The sequence below is a fragment of the Alcanivorax sp. 1008 genome (assembly GCF_020667895.1).
Taxonomy (GTDB): Bacteria; Pseudomonadota; Gammaproteobacteria; order Pseudomonadales; family Alcanivoracaceae; genus PGZG01.
In genome coordinates, this window is record NZ_JAFMPS010000001.1 from 476,106 (window position 1) to 493,148 (window position 17,043).

Genomic DNA, 17,043 nt, shown 5'->3' on the forward strand with positions numbered 1-17,043 from the left:
AATAGCGGCTTGCACCGCTGGCACGGATCTTCCATCCAATATACATGCCAGTGTGTATGTAAAAGGTCACGGCGTGGCCCATCTGAAGTCAGGCTGAGGATAAAAAAATGCATTCAAAACAATGGATTGATAAGGAAATCAGCATTGGACATGTGGAGCTCCAGATGGGGTCTGTCCTGCAGGACGTTCGACTCCGCTATCTGCAGCGAGGCGTGCCGAATGCACCAAAAGACAACATTATCCTGCTGCCCGGGTATTACGGTGGTGCAATGGCAGGCAATTTGCCGCTGGCCAATGGCGACAGTCCGCTGATGGACGAGCATTGGTGTTTGATTATTCCGGGCATGCTGGGAGCAGGAGAGTCAATCTCGCCATCCAATGCCGGGAATAGTCAGCATGGCGCGAGCTTCCCGGCTATTAGTCTGGCGGACCAAGTGCTGGTTCAGCGGCGCATGCTTGATTTGTTATTCGGCGATTACCGGCTGGCGCTGGTGGCTGGTTGGTCTCTGGGTGGCATGCAGAGTCTGCAGTGGGGCTGCTTTTATCCGGATCGGGTAGCAAGGGTGGCTGCCTGGTGCAGCGGGGTGAAATGTTATCCACACAATCTGCTTTTCCTGTTGGGGTTGAAGGCTGCCCTGCAGGCAGATCCGCACTGCAGTAATGGGGCAAAGCCGGTTGATGGACTGCGCGCTTTTGCCAGAGTTTATGCCAGCCGGGCCTATGGTCCCCGTTTTCTGGGCGACGGACTGTTTCGCCAACTGGGTTTTGAGTCGATTGATCAGCTACTGCAATTCTGGGAGGAGGATCATCTGACCATGAATCACCATGACCTGTTGTCTGTGCTTGATATGTGGGCGCGGGCTGATATCAGTGACAATGGCTTGTTTAAAGGCGATATCAATGCAGCTCTGGCCGCCCTAAAGATGCCGACGTTGATAATGCCTTGCTTGACTGATCAGTACTTTCTGGCCGACGAGGCTAAAGCGGATGCTATGCGAATGCCTGCCGCCATATATCAACCCATAGACAGTGATTGGGGGCATTGTGCAGGAGGGCCCGGTCGTGACCCTGCGGCAATGAAACAATTGTTCAGCGCTCTGCGAGAGTTGCTTGCCCTGTAATGGTGCGGCTGCGCATGCATGGTGCGTAGCCAGTCATGTATCCAGATGCTGTGTTCATCCCTGTCAGGACAAGTGCAAGAGTTTGCGGGCTTTTCAGGGTGGCATGGAATCTGCAAAACCAAAACCGACAACGCGGCGGTGCGGAATTTAAGCCGCCGGGTGATGCGCAGAGCAGCTAGGGTTCCGATCGCTATTGCGATGTCTGGTCCGAGAGTTGCCGGCCTTTCCTCCGGGAGGGTTACACGGCGGGATAAAAGCCCGGGAGACTTGCATCACCGAAACGTTTCCGTCCATCCGTGTAACTGGCGTGCGCGCCGAAGGAGGAAGGTCATGGCAATATTTGGGGCCAATAGAACCGTCGCTGATCACCCGCGAGGTGAGGCATGAGGCTAATTAATCTCTCACCTTCTAAACCCCTTGCGGCGGTGCTGGGCTTGCTTCCGTTCATTGTGTTGCTGCTCATTTACCTTAACGCTTCTGATGCGCGACTGGCGGAAAACCCGAACGACAAGCTATTGCCGGGCCTCACGGCAATGGTTGACTCTGTGCAGCGGCTAGGCTTCACAGAAGATGTGCGCTCCGGGGACTATCTGCTGTGGTCCGACACCCAGGCCAGCCTGAAGCGGCTTGCCACGGGGCTCGGTGTTTCCGCGGGCCTGGCCCTTATGGTTGGTATTCTACTTGGAACCCTTCCGTATTTTCGCGCCTTGGCTGGTCCCATAGTGGCGGCCATTTCCATGGTGCCGCCGATGGCCATTCTGCCAATTCTTTTCATCGTCTTCGGCTTGGGGGAGCTATCCAAAGTGGTGCTGATCGTGATTGGAACAGCACCGGTGATGATCCGGGATATGGCCCAGCGAGTGCTGGATATGCCACGGGAGCAGTTCATCAAATTACAGACCCTTGGGGGCAATAGTTGGCACCTGATGCTGCGCGTCGTGCTGCCGCAATTGTTGCCCAGGTTGCTGGCTGCATTGCGTCTATCTCTGGGTGCAGCCTGGTTGTTCCTGATCGCTGCAGAGGCGATTGCTTCAACCGATGGCCTTGGCTACCGAATTTTTCTTGTGCGTCGCTATCTGGCCATGGATGTGATCCTTCCCTATGTGGTTTGGATTACCTTGCTGGCCTGGCTTATGGACATCGGTCTGCGTGTGTTGTCGAGAAAAATGTTCCCCTGGTTCCATGGTCAGCAGGAGGGCGAGGCATGAAGCTGATAGAGGTGAAGCAGGTCGGTAAACAATATGGGGACAACATCGTTCTGGAGCGTCTTGATTTTAGTGTTGAGGCCGGAGAATTCTGCACGATGGTAGGTACTTCCGGTTGCGGCAAGACCACCTTCTTACGCATGCTTCTTGGTGAAGAAACCCCAAGTCGCGGGCAGATACTGCTGGATGGCAAGCCGCTCCCTGACGAGCCCGGAGAAGATCGCGGAGTGGTTTTTCAGCGCTACTCAGTATTTCCCCATCTCACCGTCGTTGACAATGTCATGCTAGGAGCGGAGTTGAAATCCAGTCGCTGGATAGGCAAATCCTTTGGAGCTCGTCGCGAAGTCATTCGCCGTGAGGCAAAAGAACTGCTGGATGCGGTTGGGCTTGGTCATGCGCTGTCTCGTTATCCTGCGGAGCTGTCTGGTGGCATGCAGCAGCGGTTGGCCATTGCTCAGGCACTAATCATGAAGCCGCGAGTGCTGTTGCTAGACGAACCATTTGGTGCTCTGGATCCTGGGATTCGCGCTGATATGCACCATCTGGTATTGAAGCTGTGGCGGGAAACCGGCGTGACGGTATTTATGATCACCCACGATCTTAAAGAAGGGTTCTCACTTGGTACCCGCTTAATGGTATTCGACAAAATACGCCGTGATGCTCAGGCGCCGAACGCCTACGGCGCTACGATTACCTATGACTTGCCACTTAAGCACGCAGACCAATCCACACAGGACAGCATCGCCAGCGAGGTCGCGCAAACCAGTATGCTGTTGGCGGGAGCAAAGTAATGAACAATGAGATGCTTTATGAAGATGTAATTCCCGGTGGTTGCCACTGGTCTTTTCGGGTTGGCCGAGGTCAAGTTCTTCGCCTTGTTGACGAACACGGTGGCACCAATGTTGGCATGTTGATGTATAACGCGGAGCAGCTGCTGGAGCGAATTAATATTCCCGATACTTTGAAATGCCAGCATACATTCCGTCTTGGTGCCGGGCATTGCATTTACACGGATATGGGTCGGGTACTATGTTCTATAACAGAAGATACCGCTGGCTGGCATGATGGAGTCTGCGGGACCTGTGATAGCCAGCTGGTGGAGTCTCGCTGGGGGCGAAAAACCTATCAGCAAGCTGGCAATGCCATGCATCGCAGCGGCCGAGACGGGTTCCTGATTGAACTGGCTAAACACGGCCTCGGGCGTCGGGATATTGTCGCCAACCTGAATCTATTTAGTAAGGTAGTGGCCGATGCAGAAGGCAATCTGACGCTTGCTGAGGGCTGTTCTGCTGGATCCCATATCGATTTGCGTTTCGAGATGGATACTCTGGTAGTGATGCACACCTGTCCGCATCCGCTCAATCTCTGTGCGGAGTGGCCCGCACGGCCGGTACGCTATCAGATATATCAAGCAATGCCGCTTTCTGACACAGATATTTGCCGCGATAGCTGTGATGAAAACCAGCGGGGCTTTCTGAATAACATGCATTATCACCATGGCCATTGTCATCACCATGGAGGGGGCCGCTGATGATTCTTGAAAGCCAACTTAGCCCTGAGAATGCCAGCTATCGAGAAGTGGTGCTGGCCGGTGATTACTGGATGCAGGTGGTTAAGTCTGGTCAGACTTTCCGTATTCTGGACTTGGAAGGTAATCAGGCTGCAGACACTCTCTTCTATAGTGCTGCCGACCCTGCCGAGCGCTACAGTGCCATGGATACCATTCGTCATCAGGGCAATCTGTATCTCACTGCCGGAACCAGACTGATTTCGTCCGAAGGGCGTGAGATGTTGGAGATTACGGCGGATACCTGCGGCCGGCACGACACCTTGGGCGGAGCCTGTGCGACGGAAAGTAATACAGTTCGGTATGCTCTTGAAAAGAAATGTATGCATGCATGCCGTGACAGCTATCTGCTAGCGCTGATGCAGAATCCACATTTTGGTATGGATAAGCGAGACATTACACACAACATAAACTTTTTTATGAATGTGCCAGTAACGCCCGAAGGTGGGCTGACGTTCGCTGACGGGATCAGTGCGCCGGGCAAGTATGTAGAGCTGATGGCGAAGATGGACGTGATTGTGTTGATTTCTAACTGTCCTCAGTTGAACAACCCATGCAATGCCTATAACCCAACGCCGATCGAAGTGCTGATCTGGGATTAAAATAGCAAACTCCCGGGACGGCCCGGCGAGCAGAATAATAACGGCGGGACGGCCTGCCGGCGAACAGGAAAATGGTCATGTTCGGAAAAGTGCTGATTGCCAATCGTGGCGCCATCAGTGTCCGCATCCAGCGAACCCTGAAGAAAATGGGAGTGGAGTCGGTAGCCGTTTATAGTCGCGCTGATGCTGGCTCGTTACATGTGCAGCAGGCCAGTCATTCTATATGTCTCGGCGAGGCATTGGCGGCAGACACCTATTTGTCCTTTGATAAGGTAATTGCGGCGGCTAAACAGACTGGCGCTGAGGCGATTCATCCTGGTTACGGTTTTCTTAGTGAGAATCTCGATTTTGCTGCTGCCTGCGAGCAGGCTGGAATTGTATTTATTGGTCCTCGTGCTGAGCAAATCTCGGCGTTTGGTCTGAAACATACGGCGAGGGCTTTGGCTGAGCAGAGTGGTGTGCCGTTGCTGCCCGGATCTGGATTGTTGACGGACGTGGAGGACGCGGTAGCCCGCGCTGCTGCAATCGGCTTCCCGGTGATGCTTAAAAGCACTGCTGGCGGGGGCGGCATTGGCATGCAGCGTTGTTACGATGCAGAGCAGTTGCGCGAGGTATTTGCTTCGGTACAAAGACTCAGTCGTAATAATTTCAGTAATGATGGATTGTTCCTGGAAAAGTTTGTTGAGCGGGCTCGACATATTGAGGTACAGATCTTCGGTGATGGTCAGGGTACGGTGGTGGCGCTTGGGGAACGTGACTGCTCCCTGCAGCGGCGTAACCAGAAAGTGGTTGAAGAAACTCCCGCACCAAACTTGCCGGATCCAATACGTCAGGCCATGTGGGCCACTGCCGTCCGACTTGGTGAGGCTGTCAACTACCGTAATGCGGGCACCGTTGAGTTTATTTATGACGATACGGAGGGAAAGTTCTATTTTCTTGAGGTGAACACTCGCCTGCAGGTCGAACATGGCGTCACTGAGATGGTGTCCGGTGTGGATCTGGTCGAATGGATGATTCGCCTTGCTGCAGGTGATCGCAGTTTTTTAGACGGGTTCGCTTATCAGTCTCAGGGGCATGCCATTCAGGTGCGTTTATACGCAGAGGATCCGGGTAAGAACTTTCAACCATCTGCCGGGTTACTTACCGAAGTAACGTTCCCGGAAGACATTCGGGTGGATAGTTGGGTCACTGCCGGTCTTGAAGTGCCTGCTTTTTACGACCCTATGCTTGCCAAGCTTATCGTTCATCAGCCAGATCGTGATGAGGCTTTGGCGGCCATTAGCCGCGCTGTGGAATACACCCGACTGGAGGGGATTGAGACTAATCTGCGCTGGTTAAGGCAGGTGGTTGTTTGTGACAGCTTTCGTGAGGGCACGCAGACAACCGCATTTCTGAATGACTTTCCATTCACTTCCTCCGCCATTGATGTGCTGGATGGAGGCACCATGACCACGGTGCAAGATTGGCCGGGGCGCACGGGCTACTGGGATGTTGGCGTTCCGCCTTCGGGTCCCTGTGACGAGCTGAGTTTACGTCTCGGCAATCGGTTGCTCGGTAACGACGAGCGTGCGGCCGGGCTGGAGATGACCCTGACAGGTGCGCGGCTTCACTTTCGCTCTGCTACCCGGGTGGTTATTAGCGGTGCTGATATGCAAGCGCACTGTAATGGCGAAGCGCTGGAAAACTGGCAAGTACATAAAATTCCGGCCGGCGCGGAGTTGCGTTTTGGCTCTGTTAAGGGTGCAGGCAGTCGCACGTATCTATGCGTTGCCGGAGGTATCGATGTGCCTGAGTATCTCGGCTCTCGCAGTACCTTCACGCTGGGTCGCTTTGGAGGTCATGGAGGGAGGGCCTTGCGCAATGGCGATGTGCTCCATCCCGGCAGGGAGGCTACTGCAGCATCAGGTAGTGTTCCCATGGCGCTGCGCCCTGCACTGAATAGCCAGTGGACCATTCGGGTTATATACGGCCCCCATGGTGCGCCAGACTTCTTTACTCCCGAGGATATCGATACTTTTTTCGACACCGAGTGGGAGGTGCATTACAACTCCAGTCGTACCGGTATTCGCCTGATTGGCCCACGGCCACAATGGGCGCGTACTGACGGCGGCGAGGCAGGATTGCACCCATCTAATATCCACGACAATGCATATGCCGTAGGGGCGGTGGATTTTACTGGAGATATGCCGGTTATTCTGGGGCCAGATGGTCCCAGTCTTGGCGGCTTTGTTTGCCCTGTGACAATTATCCGGGCGGATCTGTGGATGCTCGGGCAGCTGCGCGCTGGCGATCGAATTCGCTTCGTGGCGGTGGATCAGGCCAGTGCTGAAGCATTACAGCGTCAGCAGGGGCAAAGTATTGCCTCCTTGCTGGAGCAGGCTCCGGTGGAAGTGAACATAGGTCGCAGTGACCCGGTGTTGGCAACGGTCAGTGAGCGCGACGGCCAGGTTGCTGTTGTCTACCGCGCTTCTGGTGATGACAACATTCTGGTGGAGTACGGCCCTCAGGTGCTTGACCTTAATCTGCGCTTTCGTGTCCATGCGCTGATGGAGTGGTTGCAGCAGGCGAATATCACCGGTGTATTGCAGCTAACCCCCGGGATTCGATCATTGCAGGTGCATTACGACAATTCACGCTTACCGCAGCAACGCCTGTTGACACTGCTACAACAGGGCGAGGCAGCCTTGCCAGCAATTGAAGACATGCAGGTTCCATCGAGAATTGTTCATTTGCCGATCTCCTGGGATGACGAGCAGTGTCGCCTGGCAATTGAGAAGTACATGCAATCCGTGCGCAGCGATGCACCCTGGTGCCCAAGTAATCTGGAGTTTATCCGTCGTATTAACGGTCTGGACGATATAGAGAAGGTCAAAGAGATATTCTTTAACGCTAGCTATATGGTCATGGGTCTTGGGGACGTCTATCTCGGTGCCCCGGTGGCAACGCCTGTGGACCCACGCCATCGCTTGGTAACCACAAAATATAACCCGGCTCGTACCTGGACCCCGGAAAACGCGGTAGGTATCGGGGGTGCATACCTGTGTGTGTACGGCATGGAGGGGCCAGGTGGCTATCAGTTTGTTGGCCGCACTATTCAAATGTGGAATACCTGGCAGCAAACAGCGGAGTTTGCAAAAGACTCGCCGTGGTTGTTGCGTTTTTTCGATCAGCTTCGTTTTTATCCGGTTTCCCATGAAGAGTTGATGCAGTGGCGGGAAGATTTTCCCCGCGGCCGCGTCTCCCTGAAAATTGAGGAAACCCGGTTCAGCCTGCGTGAATACAACGATTTTCTGCACCGCGAGGCGGACGGCATCGCTGCTTTCAAGAATCATCAGCAGGCCTCCTTTGAGGCCGAGCGCGAGCGTTGGGCGGCGGCAGGGCAGGACCTGACGGTAATTGATGAGGCCGCTCCTGATAGCGCTGAAACGGTGCTTGATGACGGCGAATATGCAGTGAGCAGCAGTGTTCCTGGCAGCCTTTGGCAATTAACCGTCAAGCCAGGGGATCAGGTTAAAGAGGGTGATGTGGTGGCAGTGATCGAGTCAATGAAGATGGAAATCCCATTGCATAGCACGGTTAGTGGAGAGGTTCTCCGCTTGCTGTGTGAACCCGGCACGTCCCTTGCAACGGGTCAAGCGTTGCTGGTGATCAGGGAGGAAATTTTGTGAAAATGTCAGTGACAGAACTACACCACCTTTATCGGCAAGGAACTTTAACGCCACGCTCCCTTGTGGCCCAGCTTCGGCCACGTATTGACGCCCATGCTGATCTCAATGTGTGGATCACCTTGCTCGACAATCGTGAGCTCAAGCCGATTCTTGATCGTTTGGATGGCCATTCCCCAGATACCCTGCCGTTGTTCGGTATTCCCTTTGCGGTGAAGGACAATATTGATCTGGCGGGGGTGCCAACCACAGCTGCCTGTAAAGGGCTGGACAGGCTGCCAACAGAAACCGCCACGATCGTTAACAGGTTGGTTGAAGCTGGGGCGATTCCAATCGGCAAAACCAATATGGATCAGTTCGCTACCGGCTTGGTCGGCACCCGTTCACCATTTGGCACTACCCGCAACGCTTTTGACCCTGCCTTAATCAGTGGCGGCTCCAGCTCTGGTTCTGCTGTCGCAGTGGCTCTTGGCGAAGTGACCTTCGCGTTGGGTACGGATACTGCTGGCAGCGGCCGTGTCCCTGCTGCATTCAATAATATTATCGGCATTAAGCCAACCCGGGGGCGCTGGTCCTGTCATGGTATTGTGCCGGCCTGTCGGACCCTCGATTGTCCCTCTCTGTTTGTGATTGATCCGCTCGATGGCGCAAGGATCAGTGCAGTCCTTGATGGCGCCGATCCGCTTGATCCGTATAGCCGTGATGGGCAGTGCAAAGCGTTTAATACTGATCAGCTTCGTATTGGCGTGCCACAGTCTGCGCAGCTAAAGTTTTTTGGTTCAGGTGAGTATGAGGCTGCTTTCCAGCAAACCCTGAATCACTGGCGTGAGTTGGGTGCCAGCATAATTGAAATTGATTACGCGCCATTCGTTGAAGCGGCGGCTTTACTTTATGAAGGCCCTTGGGTAACGGAGCGTTGGTTGGCCGCCGAGCAGACCCTTGAACAGCGTCCTGAGACGGTTTTGCCGGTGATTGCTGAAATTATTGGTGGCGGTGGCGCGAGAAAGGCCGCTGAGTATTTTCGAGCTGAATACCGTCTGGCAGCTCTGAGGGCGCAGGCTGCGGAGTTGTTTGAACAGATTGATGTGTTGCTGACGCCTACGGCGGGTCGCCATTTTCGCATCAGCGAAGTTGCGCAGGATCCGATCGTACGGAACAGTGAACTGGGCTACTACACCAACTTTATGAACCTGTTGGATTTGGCAGCGGTGTCGGTGCCGGCGGGCTTTACCGGGCAAAGCTTGCCATTCGGAATAACCCTGTCTGCCCCTGCCTTTTTTGATGAAAGTCTACTTGCGTTGGCTCAGCGCTGGCTTGCTGGCCGTGATCAGCCTATGGGGGCTTGTGGTCATCGGCTACGAGACCGCACCCCGCTGGCGGTGCCGGGGCGTATTCAAGTGGCAGTATGTGGCGCTCATCTTTCTGGCATGCCTCTTAATCATCAGCTTACTAGTCGGGATGCCTGGTTGGTAAAGGCTACTCGTAGCGCCATTGGCTATCGTCTTTATGCATTGCCCGGCGGGCCACCGTTTCGACCTGCTATGGTCCGGGATGTCACTGGTGGTGCCATTGAAGTTGAGGTCTGGTCAGTGCCGGAGGACCGTTTCGGAAGCTTCGTGGCGGGCATCCCTTCGCCACTCGGGATCGGCCGCATCGAGCTGGAGGATGGCTCCATGGTTAGCGGGTTTATCTGTGAGCAGGGTGGTATTCAGGACGCAGAGGACATTACGGAGTTTGGCGGTTGGCGAGAGTATATGCGTGCCAGGCAGTCTGCTTGACTGATAAGGGCGCGCGGCTGTGCTATGGTGGCGCCCCCTGATTAGCACGGAGATTCATGGTGACAGCGTTTCAGCCAGCTATTTTTGATCGTAATAGCCGTCAGCATCTTTTTCTTGAGTTTATCCGTCGCCCCGGCACCACAGATGAGGCAGCCAGGCTCGCGCTGAAGGCAGTGGTTGGCGCTGAAAGCGGTAGTGTGAAGACTGTTTTTGCCTTTGGTCCGGCGCTTTGTCAGCAGCTGGGCGTGCCTGTCGGCTTTGTGGATTTCTCACTGGATGGCGTGGTGCCGGCTACCCAGGCGGACTTGTTTGTCTGGTTGCAAGCCGATCATCGCAGTGATCTGTTCGATATTGCCATGGCGTTTCGCGAACATCTTGATCCGGTGTTTACTTTGCAGCTGGAGCAGGATGGCTTTGTATACCACGATATGCGTGATCTGACCGGGTTTGTCGATGGTATTGGCAATCCTGAAGGCGAGGCAGCATTACGTGCAGCGCTTTTGCCTGAAGGGCAGGCTGGTGCTGGAGGAAGTTTTGTCTTCGCCCAGTTATGGCGCCACGATCTGGCATCATTCAATAAGTTGTCGGTGGCGGAGCAGGAAAACGTATTCGGCCGCACCAAGGTAGATGCGGTGGAATTCGATGATGAGCGCATGCCGCAAGACGCCCATGTGGGCCGTACAGATACGGATCACGATGGTGTGCCGCAGAAAATATGGCGCCGCTCCGTGCCTTGGGGAGGCAGTAGCCAACATGGTCTGTACTTTCTTGCCTTCAGCTGTGAGGTTGAGCGTTTCGACTATTTGCTACGGCGTATGTACGGCATGACGGAAGATGGAATCCGCGACCAGTTGACCTACTACTCTGCACCGCAGACTGGTAGTTACTGGTATGCGCCAACGCTGGAAATGCTTGCCTCTCTATAGGTTTTTGCGCTGTCTAGGGTTCTGATTGATTAGTTGCCAGTTGCATGGGCGTATAGGGGCGGGCGGTTTCCCGTTCGTCCAAGAGCGCCAGTAGCGGTTGGTCCGGGTGGTGACGGGATAGTATCACCCGGTATGCCAGTACCGCCTGAACATATTCGCGAGTTTCATAAAACGGGATCGATTCGATAAACACATCGAATGGGGTATCGTGGTCGTCGAGCCAGCCATCCACTCGATGTGGGCCAGCATTGTAGGCGGCCAGCGCCAGTACCCTGTTGTTGTTATAGCGTTTTAGCAGTCCGGCCAGGTAGCCGCTGCCCAGATCAATATTCAATGCCGGATCAAAAACCTCAGCAGTGTCGCTAATGTTTGTGCCGCTTTGTCTTGCCATGTCTTTGGCTGTGCCAGGCATTAGCTGCATAAGCCCCATGGCACCAACTGGAGAGCGAGCTTGAGGATTAAATGCGCTCTCTCTGCGAGCTACCGCCATTAACAGCCAGCTATCGATTTGGTGCTTTTCCGCAGCACTGGAGAAGTGCGATTGCTCGGCCACAGGAAAACGCCAGTCGAGAATATCCCGCTTGCCGGTATACAGCGCAGTTTCAATGGCCAAGTGGGGCCAGCCGCGGTCGAGAGCGGTTTGGGCCAGTGCATCGCGTTGGTCGCTATCGTCCAATTGGCGCAGCAGCCGTCGCCACTCGTCACTGGCGTGGCCTGCTTCGCCGGCGCCTAGCAGCAGACTGACACGTTGCAACACATACCGGCTATGCTCACTCAGCTCAGCGGTCTCGCTCGGCGTCGGGTGTTGATTCAGTGCTGCTGGCAGCTGCAAGTGTTGGGCGGCTAAAAAGCCCCAGAAGCTGCGGGCGCCTGCAGCCAACCGGTAGTAGCGCTGCGCCATTTCCTCGTCGTCACGAGCTTCATGGGAACGGGCCAGCCAGTAGCGCCAGCGAGCGCTATCACGCTGGTCGGCGGGCAACCGCTGTATCCAAAGAGCAACAGCATCCCAGTCCTGTTCTATGACGGCCCGGCGGGCGCGCTGCTCAAGCAGACGTGGCTCACCGCCGTCCGCCAGATAGTTATCTAGCCAGACACGGTTTTCTGGAAGGTCACGGATGGTTGAGAACCAGGCAATCTGATCGCTGATTTGTTTGCGTTGTGCCTTGTTCAAGGCAAAGCGCCGGGCCAGCATGGGCAGCTGTCGCCGCGCCTCTTCGGGCTGATGTTCCGCCAGTCGCGTTAGTATCAATGTGGCAATTTCGGCATGCTGTTCGCCGGTTTGCAGATAGCGAACCTGATCCGGTTGGCTAAACAGATCCAGCAGGATATCTGCTCGTGATTGCCACTCGGGGCTATTCAGTTCGTTGCGCAGGTATCGCACCAATGCGCCGTTAGAAGCTTTGGCGGCTAGCATCAGACGCTGCCAGATAGCATTGTCATCAAGCTCGCCGGCCGCTTTCAGGCTATTGAACAGGGGGTCGCAACTTTCTGGTCTGGACTGCCCGCTTAGCCATAATTGCTTTGCCCCTTGCAAGGCAATGTCGCGCTGCTTATCAAGCGTCGCCTGATAGTAATAACAGCGCAGTGGCAATTCTCTGGGAACACCGCTGCTGACCGCCTGAAAGTTTCCCCAGTCCTGTTGTCGAGCATAATATTCCATGGCCATTCGGCGCATGCTTCCGGATAGGGGCGACTCTGCATACTTGGTGAGATAGCCACGAACATCGTCTAGCGGAGCGTCTTGCAGAGCGGTGCGCAGTCGATGGAAATCCAGATAGTCCTGCAAGATAAAGTTGTCGCCCAGCTCCTTTTGATACTGTTCCAGTATTTCCCACTGGTTCTCGCGAGCGGCCTCCAGCGCCTTGGCAAAAAGCGTTGCCTGCTGCCCTTGTGCAGCACTGGCAAGCCAGGGCAATAACGCTGCAATAATCAGGCATTGACGCAACATGGATGTGGACTCCGCGCTATACAGTGATTTTCATGGTAACGCCGGGCCATGACGATTGTCCCATGATCAGTTGTTATTTTTATTTTCCAAACAGGGTTTCCGGCAGAGTGGGATCATCAAAATGACGCCGGCCAATAAAGGCCGTGGCATGCTGACCTGGTTGGCGCATTGCTCCTGCAGAAGGGATGCCAAGTGGCCAAAGTAGAAAACGTTCCCGTCGTTTTGACGCCGCTACCAGACCACGCTGATCGAAAAGGCTGCCATAGCCACCCCGACGATCCGGTAAGGCTCGTAGCACGTTGGCGTTATGTTGCTGGTAATACTGTTGCTCGCCTTCGGCACTGTAGGCGCTTACCCGCACCAGATAATGGGTGTCTGCTTCAAGCAGAAGGCTGATCCGTTCCTTGCCGGCATTGGCCACCGGATGTGGGTAAAAGAGAGGTGGATCAGAGAGGCTGTTGTCTGGATATAGGCCACGGGCGACGGTAAAAACCTTGTGATAGCAGCCGCAACCGTGAATTGAGTCGTAGTACAACACATTGCCATCGGGCTTAAGTGTTACCCGCCAAATCAGGCTGTCGAGCTCACCACCATAGAGGTTAAGCAGCCCGGCAGCAGGGCGTCGGCTAAACCAGAACTGATAATTCAGCTGTAGAAGTTTGTGGCCGCGGTAACGGGTCCAGCTGAACCATTGATAGACCGTGGGCTTGGTGATGTCTACACCAGGCTGGCCATTGTCCAGAAAAACCTGGCCTGGTTGGTTGACGTCCTTGGGGTCAGCGATGCTTAGCACCGGCGCGTAGTGAGAAAACAGGGCGTTGCCAGTGGCTCCTTTAGGTAATGGCAGATCAAACCCGTTCGGCGCCAGATCACGGGGCACTGGCAGGTTGCCGCGAAACGATTCGGGCAGGTAATGACGGATCGGCAGTCGGGCAGGGCGCTGAAAGCGCTGGTTCATATCGCGTCGGTAACGCTTGATGCTGGGCGCGGCAACGATCTTGGCAACGGGATAGAGGCCAACTACCCGTTGCCAGCTGGCATAGCTGTCCGGGATCTGGGGCTCGGGCACGCCGTAGAAACCGCTCAGACCGGTCAGTTTGTGTATGCAGGACTCTAACTGATCCCGCCACTGCTGATGGCCATATAATCGAGATAGCTCCGCGTGCCAGCCCTGCAATGCCTCGTTGGCTGCCATTTCCAGCCATAGCTGCTGTGATGCATCGCCAACTGCTTGCTGATGCAGAAAGGCGAGCCAGCGGTTAGCGCGCAGATGGGGGTGGCCATCAATGCGCATGCTGCCGGCGTCAACAATACCGCGCTCATCAAGAGCCCTTTGCTGCTGGTCAAGCCATGCCCGGCAGTCATCGGTTTGCGCCAGCGAGGCGGAGCAGATTGTGCACAGCAGTAAGGTCAACAGTCGCATGGTGATCATTCTTCTTGTCTGGTTGTTGCATTGGCCCAGTGTAGGTCGTCCGGCTGTCGGCGGCGACCTCTGTCGGTATACTGCCGCATCTGAAACTGGTTACGGAACCGATCATGGAAAATACCACGCGCCTGCTGCAGCGCCATGAAGCGACGCTGGCGGATCATCACGTGTTGATCGTGGAGGCGGATGATGCTGGCCTTGCCAGCCTGCCGGCGCGCAGTCTGCAGTTGCACAGTGATGACAGTAGCCTGCCCGGTCGGCAGCCTGACTGGTTGCCCGTGTTGCCAGAAGAAGCAGATCTGGTGGTAATTATCCTGCCAAAGTCCCGTGATCGACTGCGTCTGATACTGGCCTCGCTGGCCGGCCAGATTAGTCAGCCGTTGTTGGTTTGGTTGGTGGGTCCTACCGGCGGTGGTATTAAAGGTGGTGCCACGGATCTGGCGAGCTGTGCGGATACGGTGATCGCCGAAGATAGTGCTCGCCACTGCAAGCTTTTCAGTGCTCGTCTGCGTCCGGCGGCGTTTTCACTGGATAGCCAGCGCCGCCAATGGGGCTTTGATGGCTTGCAGATAGTGAGCTACCCCGGGGTATTCAGTCATGGTCGCCTGGATGATGGCAGCGCACTGCTGCTAGAGGTTTTGGCGCAGAAAAAGCTGTCTGGCTCGGCGTTGGATATAGGTTGCGGTGCTGGCGTGCTGAGCGCCACGCTGGCGCGCGCAGAGTTGACCGTCACCGCCGTTGATGTCAGTGCCACTGCGGTTGCCGCAACAGGGGAAACATTGCATGCCAATGGTTTGCAGGCTCATGTGCTAGCAGGTGACCTGTATGAGCCCGTGACCGGCCGATTTGATCAGATTATCACCAACCCCCCTTTTCATGATGGCTTACAGCGCACTACCACGATCAGCGAGCAATTGATTATGCAGGCGCCCCGCTATCTGAAGGATGGAGGGCGTCTGATACTTGTGGCCAACCAGGGGTTGCCCTATGAGGTCTGGCTTAATAAGGCCTTTTCCCGGGTTGAGGTGCTGGCCGAGAATCGTCGCTTCCGCGTCTGGCAGGCATATCGTTAGGTTGATACTGCTTTTCCGTGAGGCCAAAAATTGTCTTGCTTCAGGGGCTATTGAGTAGTCCTTCAGCGCGCATCCAGCTGATGCACTGTGTAAGCATTTCTTCCAGCGGCACCTGATCATTGAAGCCCAGCTCCCGTACTGCGCGGCTGCCGTCAGCTGCTACCCGATTGGTAATCAGGGCCACTTTTTCTGGCGTCAAGTCAGGCTCCTTACCGGTGATTAGCGAGATTAACGGATAGATATGCCCGGCGAGGCGTAACACTGATTTGGGAACGGTCCGCCTGGGGGCTTTGCGATCCAGCAGGAAGGCAATGGTGCGAGCCAGCTCAAGAAAGCTTGCCTCAATACCGGCGAGAATATAGTTGGCGCCGAGCTGACCTTTGTCGAAGGCGCTCAGGTGTGCCTTGGCCACTTCTCTGACATCACAGAAATTGCCGCTGCCGGGGGGCACGCCGGGCAACTTCCCTTGATCAATAAGGCTGATCATCTGTGACCAGTTATGCCTGTCGCCGGCACCAATAATGCCGCAGGGGTTTAGAATCACAGCATCAAGCCCCTGAGCGATACCGGCGCGCACCTGCTGCTCTGCTTCATACTTGGTACGGTTGTAATTAATCCAATCGCCAGCGGCATTGGAGGGAGTGCTTTCATCGATCTTTCTGGATTGAACTCCCCATGCGGATATCGATGAAGTATGGATAAAGCGACCGGCATTTTTGCGCAGGCAGGCATCAACAAGATTACGAGTGCCGGTTACATTGTCGAGACTTTGCTGCTCGTTGTTACGGCTCCACATTGAGGTGTTGCCGGCGATATGAAACACCGCGTCGGGCATTTCCGGCATGGCTGCGAGAAGGCTGGATGAGTCATCAAGCTGCCCGCTTACCGGTTCGGCACCGATCTGCTTGAGTGCTGCGGGGTCTGATTGCGGGCGGTGCAGGGCCACAACACGCCAGTTGGCTGCTTTCAACTGAGCAATGACATGGCCGCCGAGGAAGCCGGTGCCACCAGTAATGAAGGCCGTTTTTGCAGGCATGAGTACTCCGCGTCAGGAAAGGCAAAGAGCATAAACCTGTTGCGCTGTAGCACAAGGCTACGGCAGACAAACGGCACTATTGAAAGCTGATTGACCGGATGCCGGTGCTGCTCCACAATCGCGCCGAAAGCGGGTGTAGCTCAATGGTAGAGCAGAAGCTTCCCAAGCTTAAGACGAGGGTTCGATTCCCTTCACCCGCTCCATAGGTTCTGCCTTAGTGGTGATGGCCACCTACACCATGAGCGTGGCCGTGGGACTTTTCTTCCGCCGTGGCATCACGAACATCAACGATATCAACCACAAAGCGCAGGGTTTCGCCGGCGAGCGGGTGGTTGCCATCGACATCGACCGACTTCAGTCCTACCTTGACCACCGTAACCAGTCGTGGCCCTTGATCAGTGCTCACTTGAACCTGCATCCCGGGCTTCAGTTTTCCGGCGTGCTTCAGGTATTTGGCCGATATTCGCTGGACACGGTTATCTTCACGCAGGCCATAACCCTGTTCCGGGGCAATGGTGGCTTCAACATGATCGCCGGTCACGTGTCCAGCCAAAGCTGTTTCCAGCCCGCTGATGATATTCTGTGAGCCATGCAGGTAGGCCATAGGCTCGCCAGAACGGGAGCTCTCAATCTGTGTGTCGTTGATAAACAGGTCGTAGTGGAATTGCACTACCTTGCCGGCTTCAATGCTCATAA

Annotated in this window: 13 protein-coding genes, 1 tRNA gene and 1 riboswitch; of the genes, 10 read left to right on the forward strand and 4 right to left on the reverse strand. The window is 55.3% G+C overall.

The features are described 5' to 3' along the window. The first annotated feature begins 107 nt into the window (after positions 1-107). The 8 genes from J1C54_RS02275 to J1C54_RS02310 all read left to right on the forward strand — a co-directional run bounded on the left by J1C54_RS02275 (position 108) and on the right by J1C54_RS02310 (position 10,864). A complete protein-coding gene (locus tag J1C54_RS02275; protein ID WP_229144208.1) occupies positions 108-1,121 on the forward strand; it encodes an alpha/beta fold hydrolase in 1,014 nt (337 codons plus the stop codon). Between the two features lie 164 nt (positions 1,122-1,285). Next, positions 1,286-1,388, forward strand: a riboswitch (guanidine-I (ykkC/yxkD leader). Positions 1,389-1,504: 116 nt separating this feature from the next. Continuing rightward, positions 1,505-2,329 carry an ABC transporter permease gene (locus tag J1C54_RS02280; RefSeq protein WP_229144209.1) on the forward strand — a complete coding sequence of 275 codons (825 nt, stop codon included), beginning with the start codon at positions 1,505-1,507 and terminating at the stop codon, positions 2,327-2,329. Continuing rightward, positions 2,326-3,117: an ABC transporter ATP-binding protein gene (locus J1C54_RS02285; RefSeq protein WP_229144210.1), complete on the forward strand. Its 792-nt coding sequence runs from the start codon at positions 2,326-2,328 to the stop codon at positions 3,115-3,117. The genes J1C54_RS02280 and J1C54_RS02285 overlap by 4 nt, the downstream gene beginning before the upstream one ends. After that, complete coding sequence (locus J1C54_RS02290) at positions 3,117-3,857, forward strand: urea amidolyase associated protein UAAP1 (protein WP_229144211.1); 741 nt, start codon at positions 3,117-3,119, stop codon at positions 3,855-3,857. The genes J1C54_RS02285 and J1C54_RS02290 overlap by 1 nt, the downstream gene beginning before the upstream one ends. Beyond that, positions 3,857-4,495 (forward strand): urea amidolyase associated protein UAAP2, encoded by a 639-nt coding sequence (locus tag J1C54_RS02295; RefSeq protein ID WP_229144212.1) that lies wholly within the window; start codon positions 3,857-3,859, stop codon positions 4,493-4,495. Before J1C54_RS02290 ends, J1C54_RS02295 begins: the two co-directional genes overlap by 1 nt. A gap of 77 nt (positions 4,496-4,572) precedes the next feature. Beyond that, a complete protein-coding gene (gene uca / locus J1C54_RS02300) occupies positions 4,573-8,163 on the forward strand; it encodes an urea carboxylase (RefSeq protein ID WP_229144213.1) in 3,591 nt (1,196 codons plus the stop codon). A gap of 2 nt (positions 8,164-8,165) precedes the next feature. Then, on the forward strand, positions 8,166-9,938 hold the full coding sequence (atzF, locus tag J1C54_RS02305; RefSeq protein WP_229144335.1) for an allophanate hydrolase: 1,773 nt from the start codon (positions 8,166-8,168) through the stop codon (positions 9,936-9,938). Between the two features lie 56 nt (positions 9,939-9,994). Further along, positions 9,995-10,864, forward strand: coding sequence for a Dyp-type peroxidase (locus J1C54_RS02310; protein WP_229144214.1), 870 nt, complete (start codon positions 9,995-9,997; stop codon positions 10,862-10,864). A gap of 13 nt (positions 10,865-10,877) precedes the next feature. Here the strand turns inward: J1C54_RS02310 and J1C54_RS02315 are convergent, their stop codons facing one another. Continuing rightward, positions 10,878-12,812 (reverse strand): transglycosylase SLT domain-containing protein, encoded by a 1,935-nt coding sequence (locus J1C54_RS02315; RefSeq protein WP_229144215.1) that lies wholly within the window; start codon positions 12,810-12,812, stop codon positions 10,878-10,880. Between the two features lie 79 nt (positions 12,813-12,891). Next, on the reverse strand, positions 12,892-14,235 hold the full coding sequence (locus J1C54_RS02320; protein WP_229144216.1) for a hypothetical protein: 1,344 nt from the start codon (positions 14,233-14,235) through the stop codon (positions 12,892-12,894). Between the two features lie 113 nt (positions 14,236-14,348). Between J1C54_RS02320 and J1C54_RS02325 the strand changes: the two genes are divergently transcribed. After that, entirely contained in the window at positions 14,349-15,311 is a 963-nt protein-coding gene (locus J1C54_RS02325) for a methyltransferase (protein WP_229144217.1), read from the forward strand. Between the two features lie 40 nt (positions 15,312-15,351). Here the strand turns inward: J1C54_RS02325 and J1C54_RS02330 are convergent, their stop codons facing one another. Continuing rightward, positions 15,352-16,347: an SDR family oxidoreductase gene (locus tag J1C54_RS02330; RefSeq protein ID WP_229144218.1), complete on the reverse strand. Its 996-nt coding sequence runs from the start codon at positions 16,345-16,347 to the stop codon at positions 15,352-15,354. A gap of 129 nt (positions 16,348-16,476) precedes the next feature. Between J1C54_RS02330 and J1C54_RS02335 the strand changes: the two genes are divergently transcribed. Further along, positions 16,477-16,550, forward strand: a tRNA-Gly gene (locus J1C54_RS02335). A gap of 11 nt (positions 16,551-16,561) precedes the next feature. On the opposite strand, the gene J1C54_RS02340 is transcribed toward J1C54_RS02335, so the two are convergent. After that, a complete protein-coding gene (locus J1C54_RS02340) occupies positions 16,562-17,041 on the reverse strand; it encodes a peptidylprolyl isomerase (RefSeq protein WP_229144219.1) in 480 nt (159 codons plus the stop codon). Positions 17,042-17,043: the final 2 nt, after the last annotated feature.

Bases quoted from the DNA above. Each gene is read 5' to 3' on its own strand.
- J1C54_RS02275 (WP_229144208.1), top strand. From the start codon at position 108: ATGCATTCAAAACAATGGATTGATAAGGAAATCAGCATTGGACATGTG.
- J1C54_RS02280 (WP_229144209.1), top strand. From the start codon at position 1,505: ATGAGGCTAATTAATCTCTCACCTTCTAAACCCCTTGCGGCGGTGCTG.
- J1C54_RS02285 (WP_229144210.1), top strand. From the start codon at position 2,326: ATGAAGCTGATAGAGGTGAAGCAGGTCGGTAAACAATATGGGGACAAC.
- J1C54_RS02290 (WP_229144211.1), top strand. From the start codon at position 3,117: ATGAACAATGAGATGCTTTATGAAGATGTAATTCCCGGTGGTTGCCAC.
- J1C54_RS02295 (WP_229144212.1), top strand. From the start codon at position 3,857: ATGATTCTTGAAAGCCAACTTAGCCCTGAGAATGCCAGCTATCGAGAA.
- uca (WP_229144213.1), top strand. From the start codon at position 4,573: ATGTTCGGAAAAGTGCTGATTGCCAATCGTGGCGCCATCAGTGTCCGC.
- atzF (WP_229144335.1), top strand. From the start codon at position 8,166: ATGTCAGTGACAGAACTACACCACCTTTATCGGCAAGGAACTTTAACG.
- J1C54_RS02310 (WP_229144214.1), top strand. From the start codon at position 9,995: ATGGTGACAGCGTTTCAGCCAGCTATTTTTGATCGTAATAGCCGTCAG.
- J1C54_RS02315 (WP_229144215.1), bottom strand. From the start codon at position 12,812: ATGTTGCGTCAATGCCTGATTATTGCAGCGTTATTGCCCTGGCTTGCC.
- J1C54_RS02320 (WP_229144216.1), bottom strand. From the start codon at position 14,235: ATGCGACTGTTGACCTTACTGCTGTGCACAATCTGCTCCGCCTCGCTG.
- J1C54_RS02325 (WP_229144217.1), top strand. From the start codon at position 14,349: ATGGAAAATACCACGCGCCTGCTGCAGCGCCATGAAGCGACGCTGGCG.
- J1C54_RS02330 (WP_229144218.1), bottom strand. From the start codon at position 16,347: ATGCCTGCAAAAACGGCCTTCATTACTGGTGGCACCGGCTTCCTCGGC.
- J1C54_RS02340 (WP_229144219.1), bottom strand. From the start codon at position 17,041: ATGAGCATTGAAGCCGGCAAGGTAGTGCAATTCCACTACGACCTGTTT.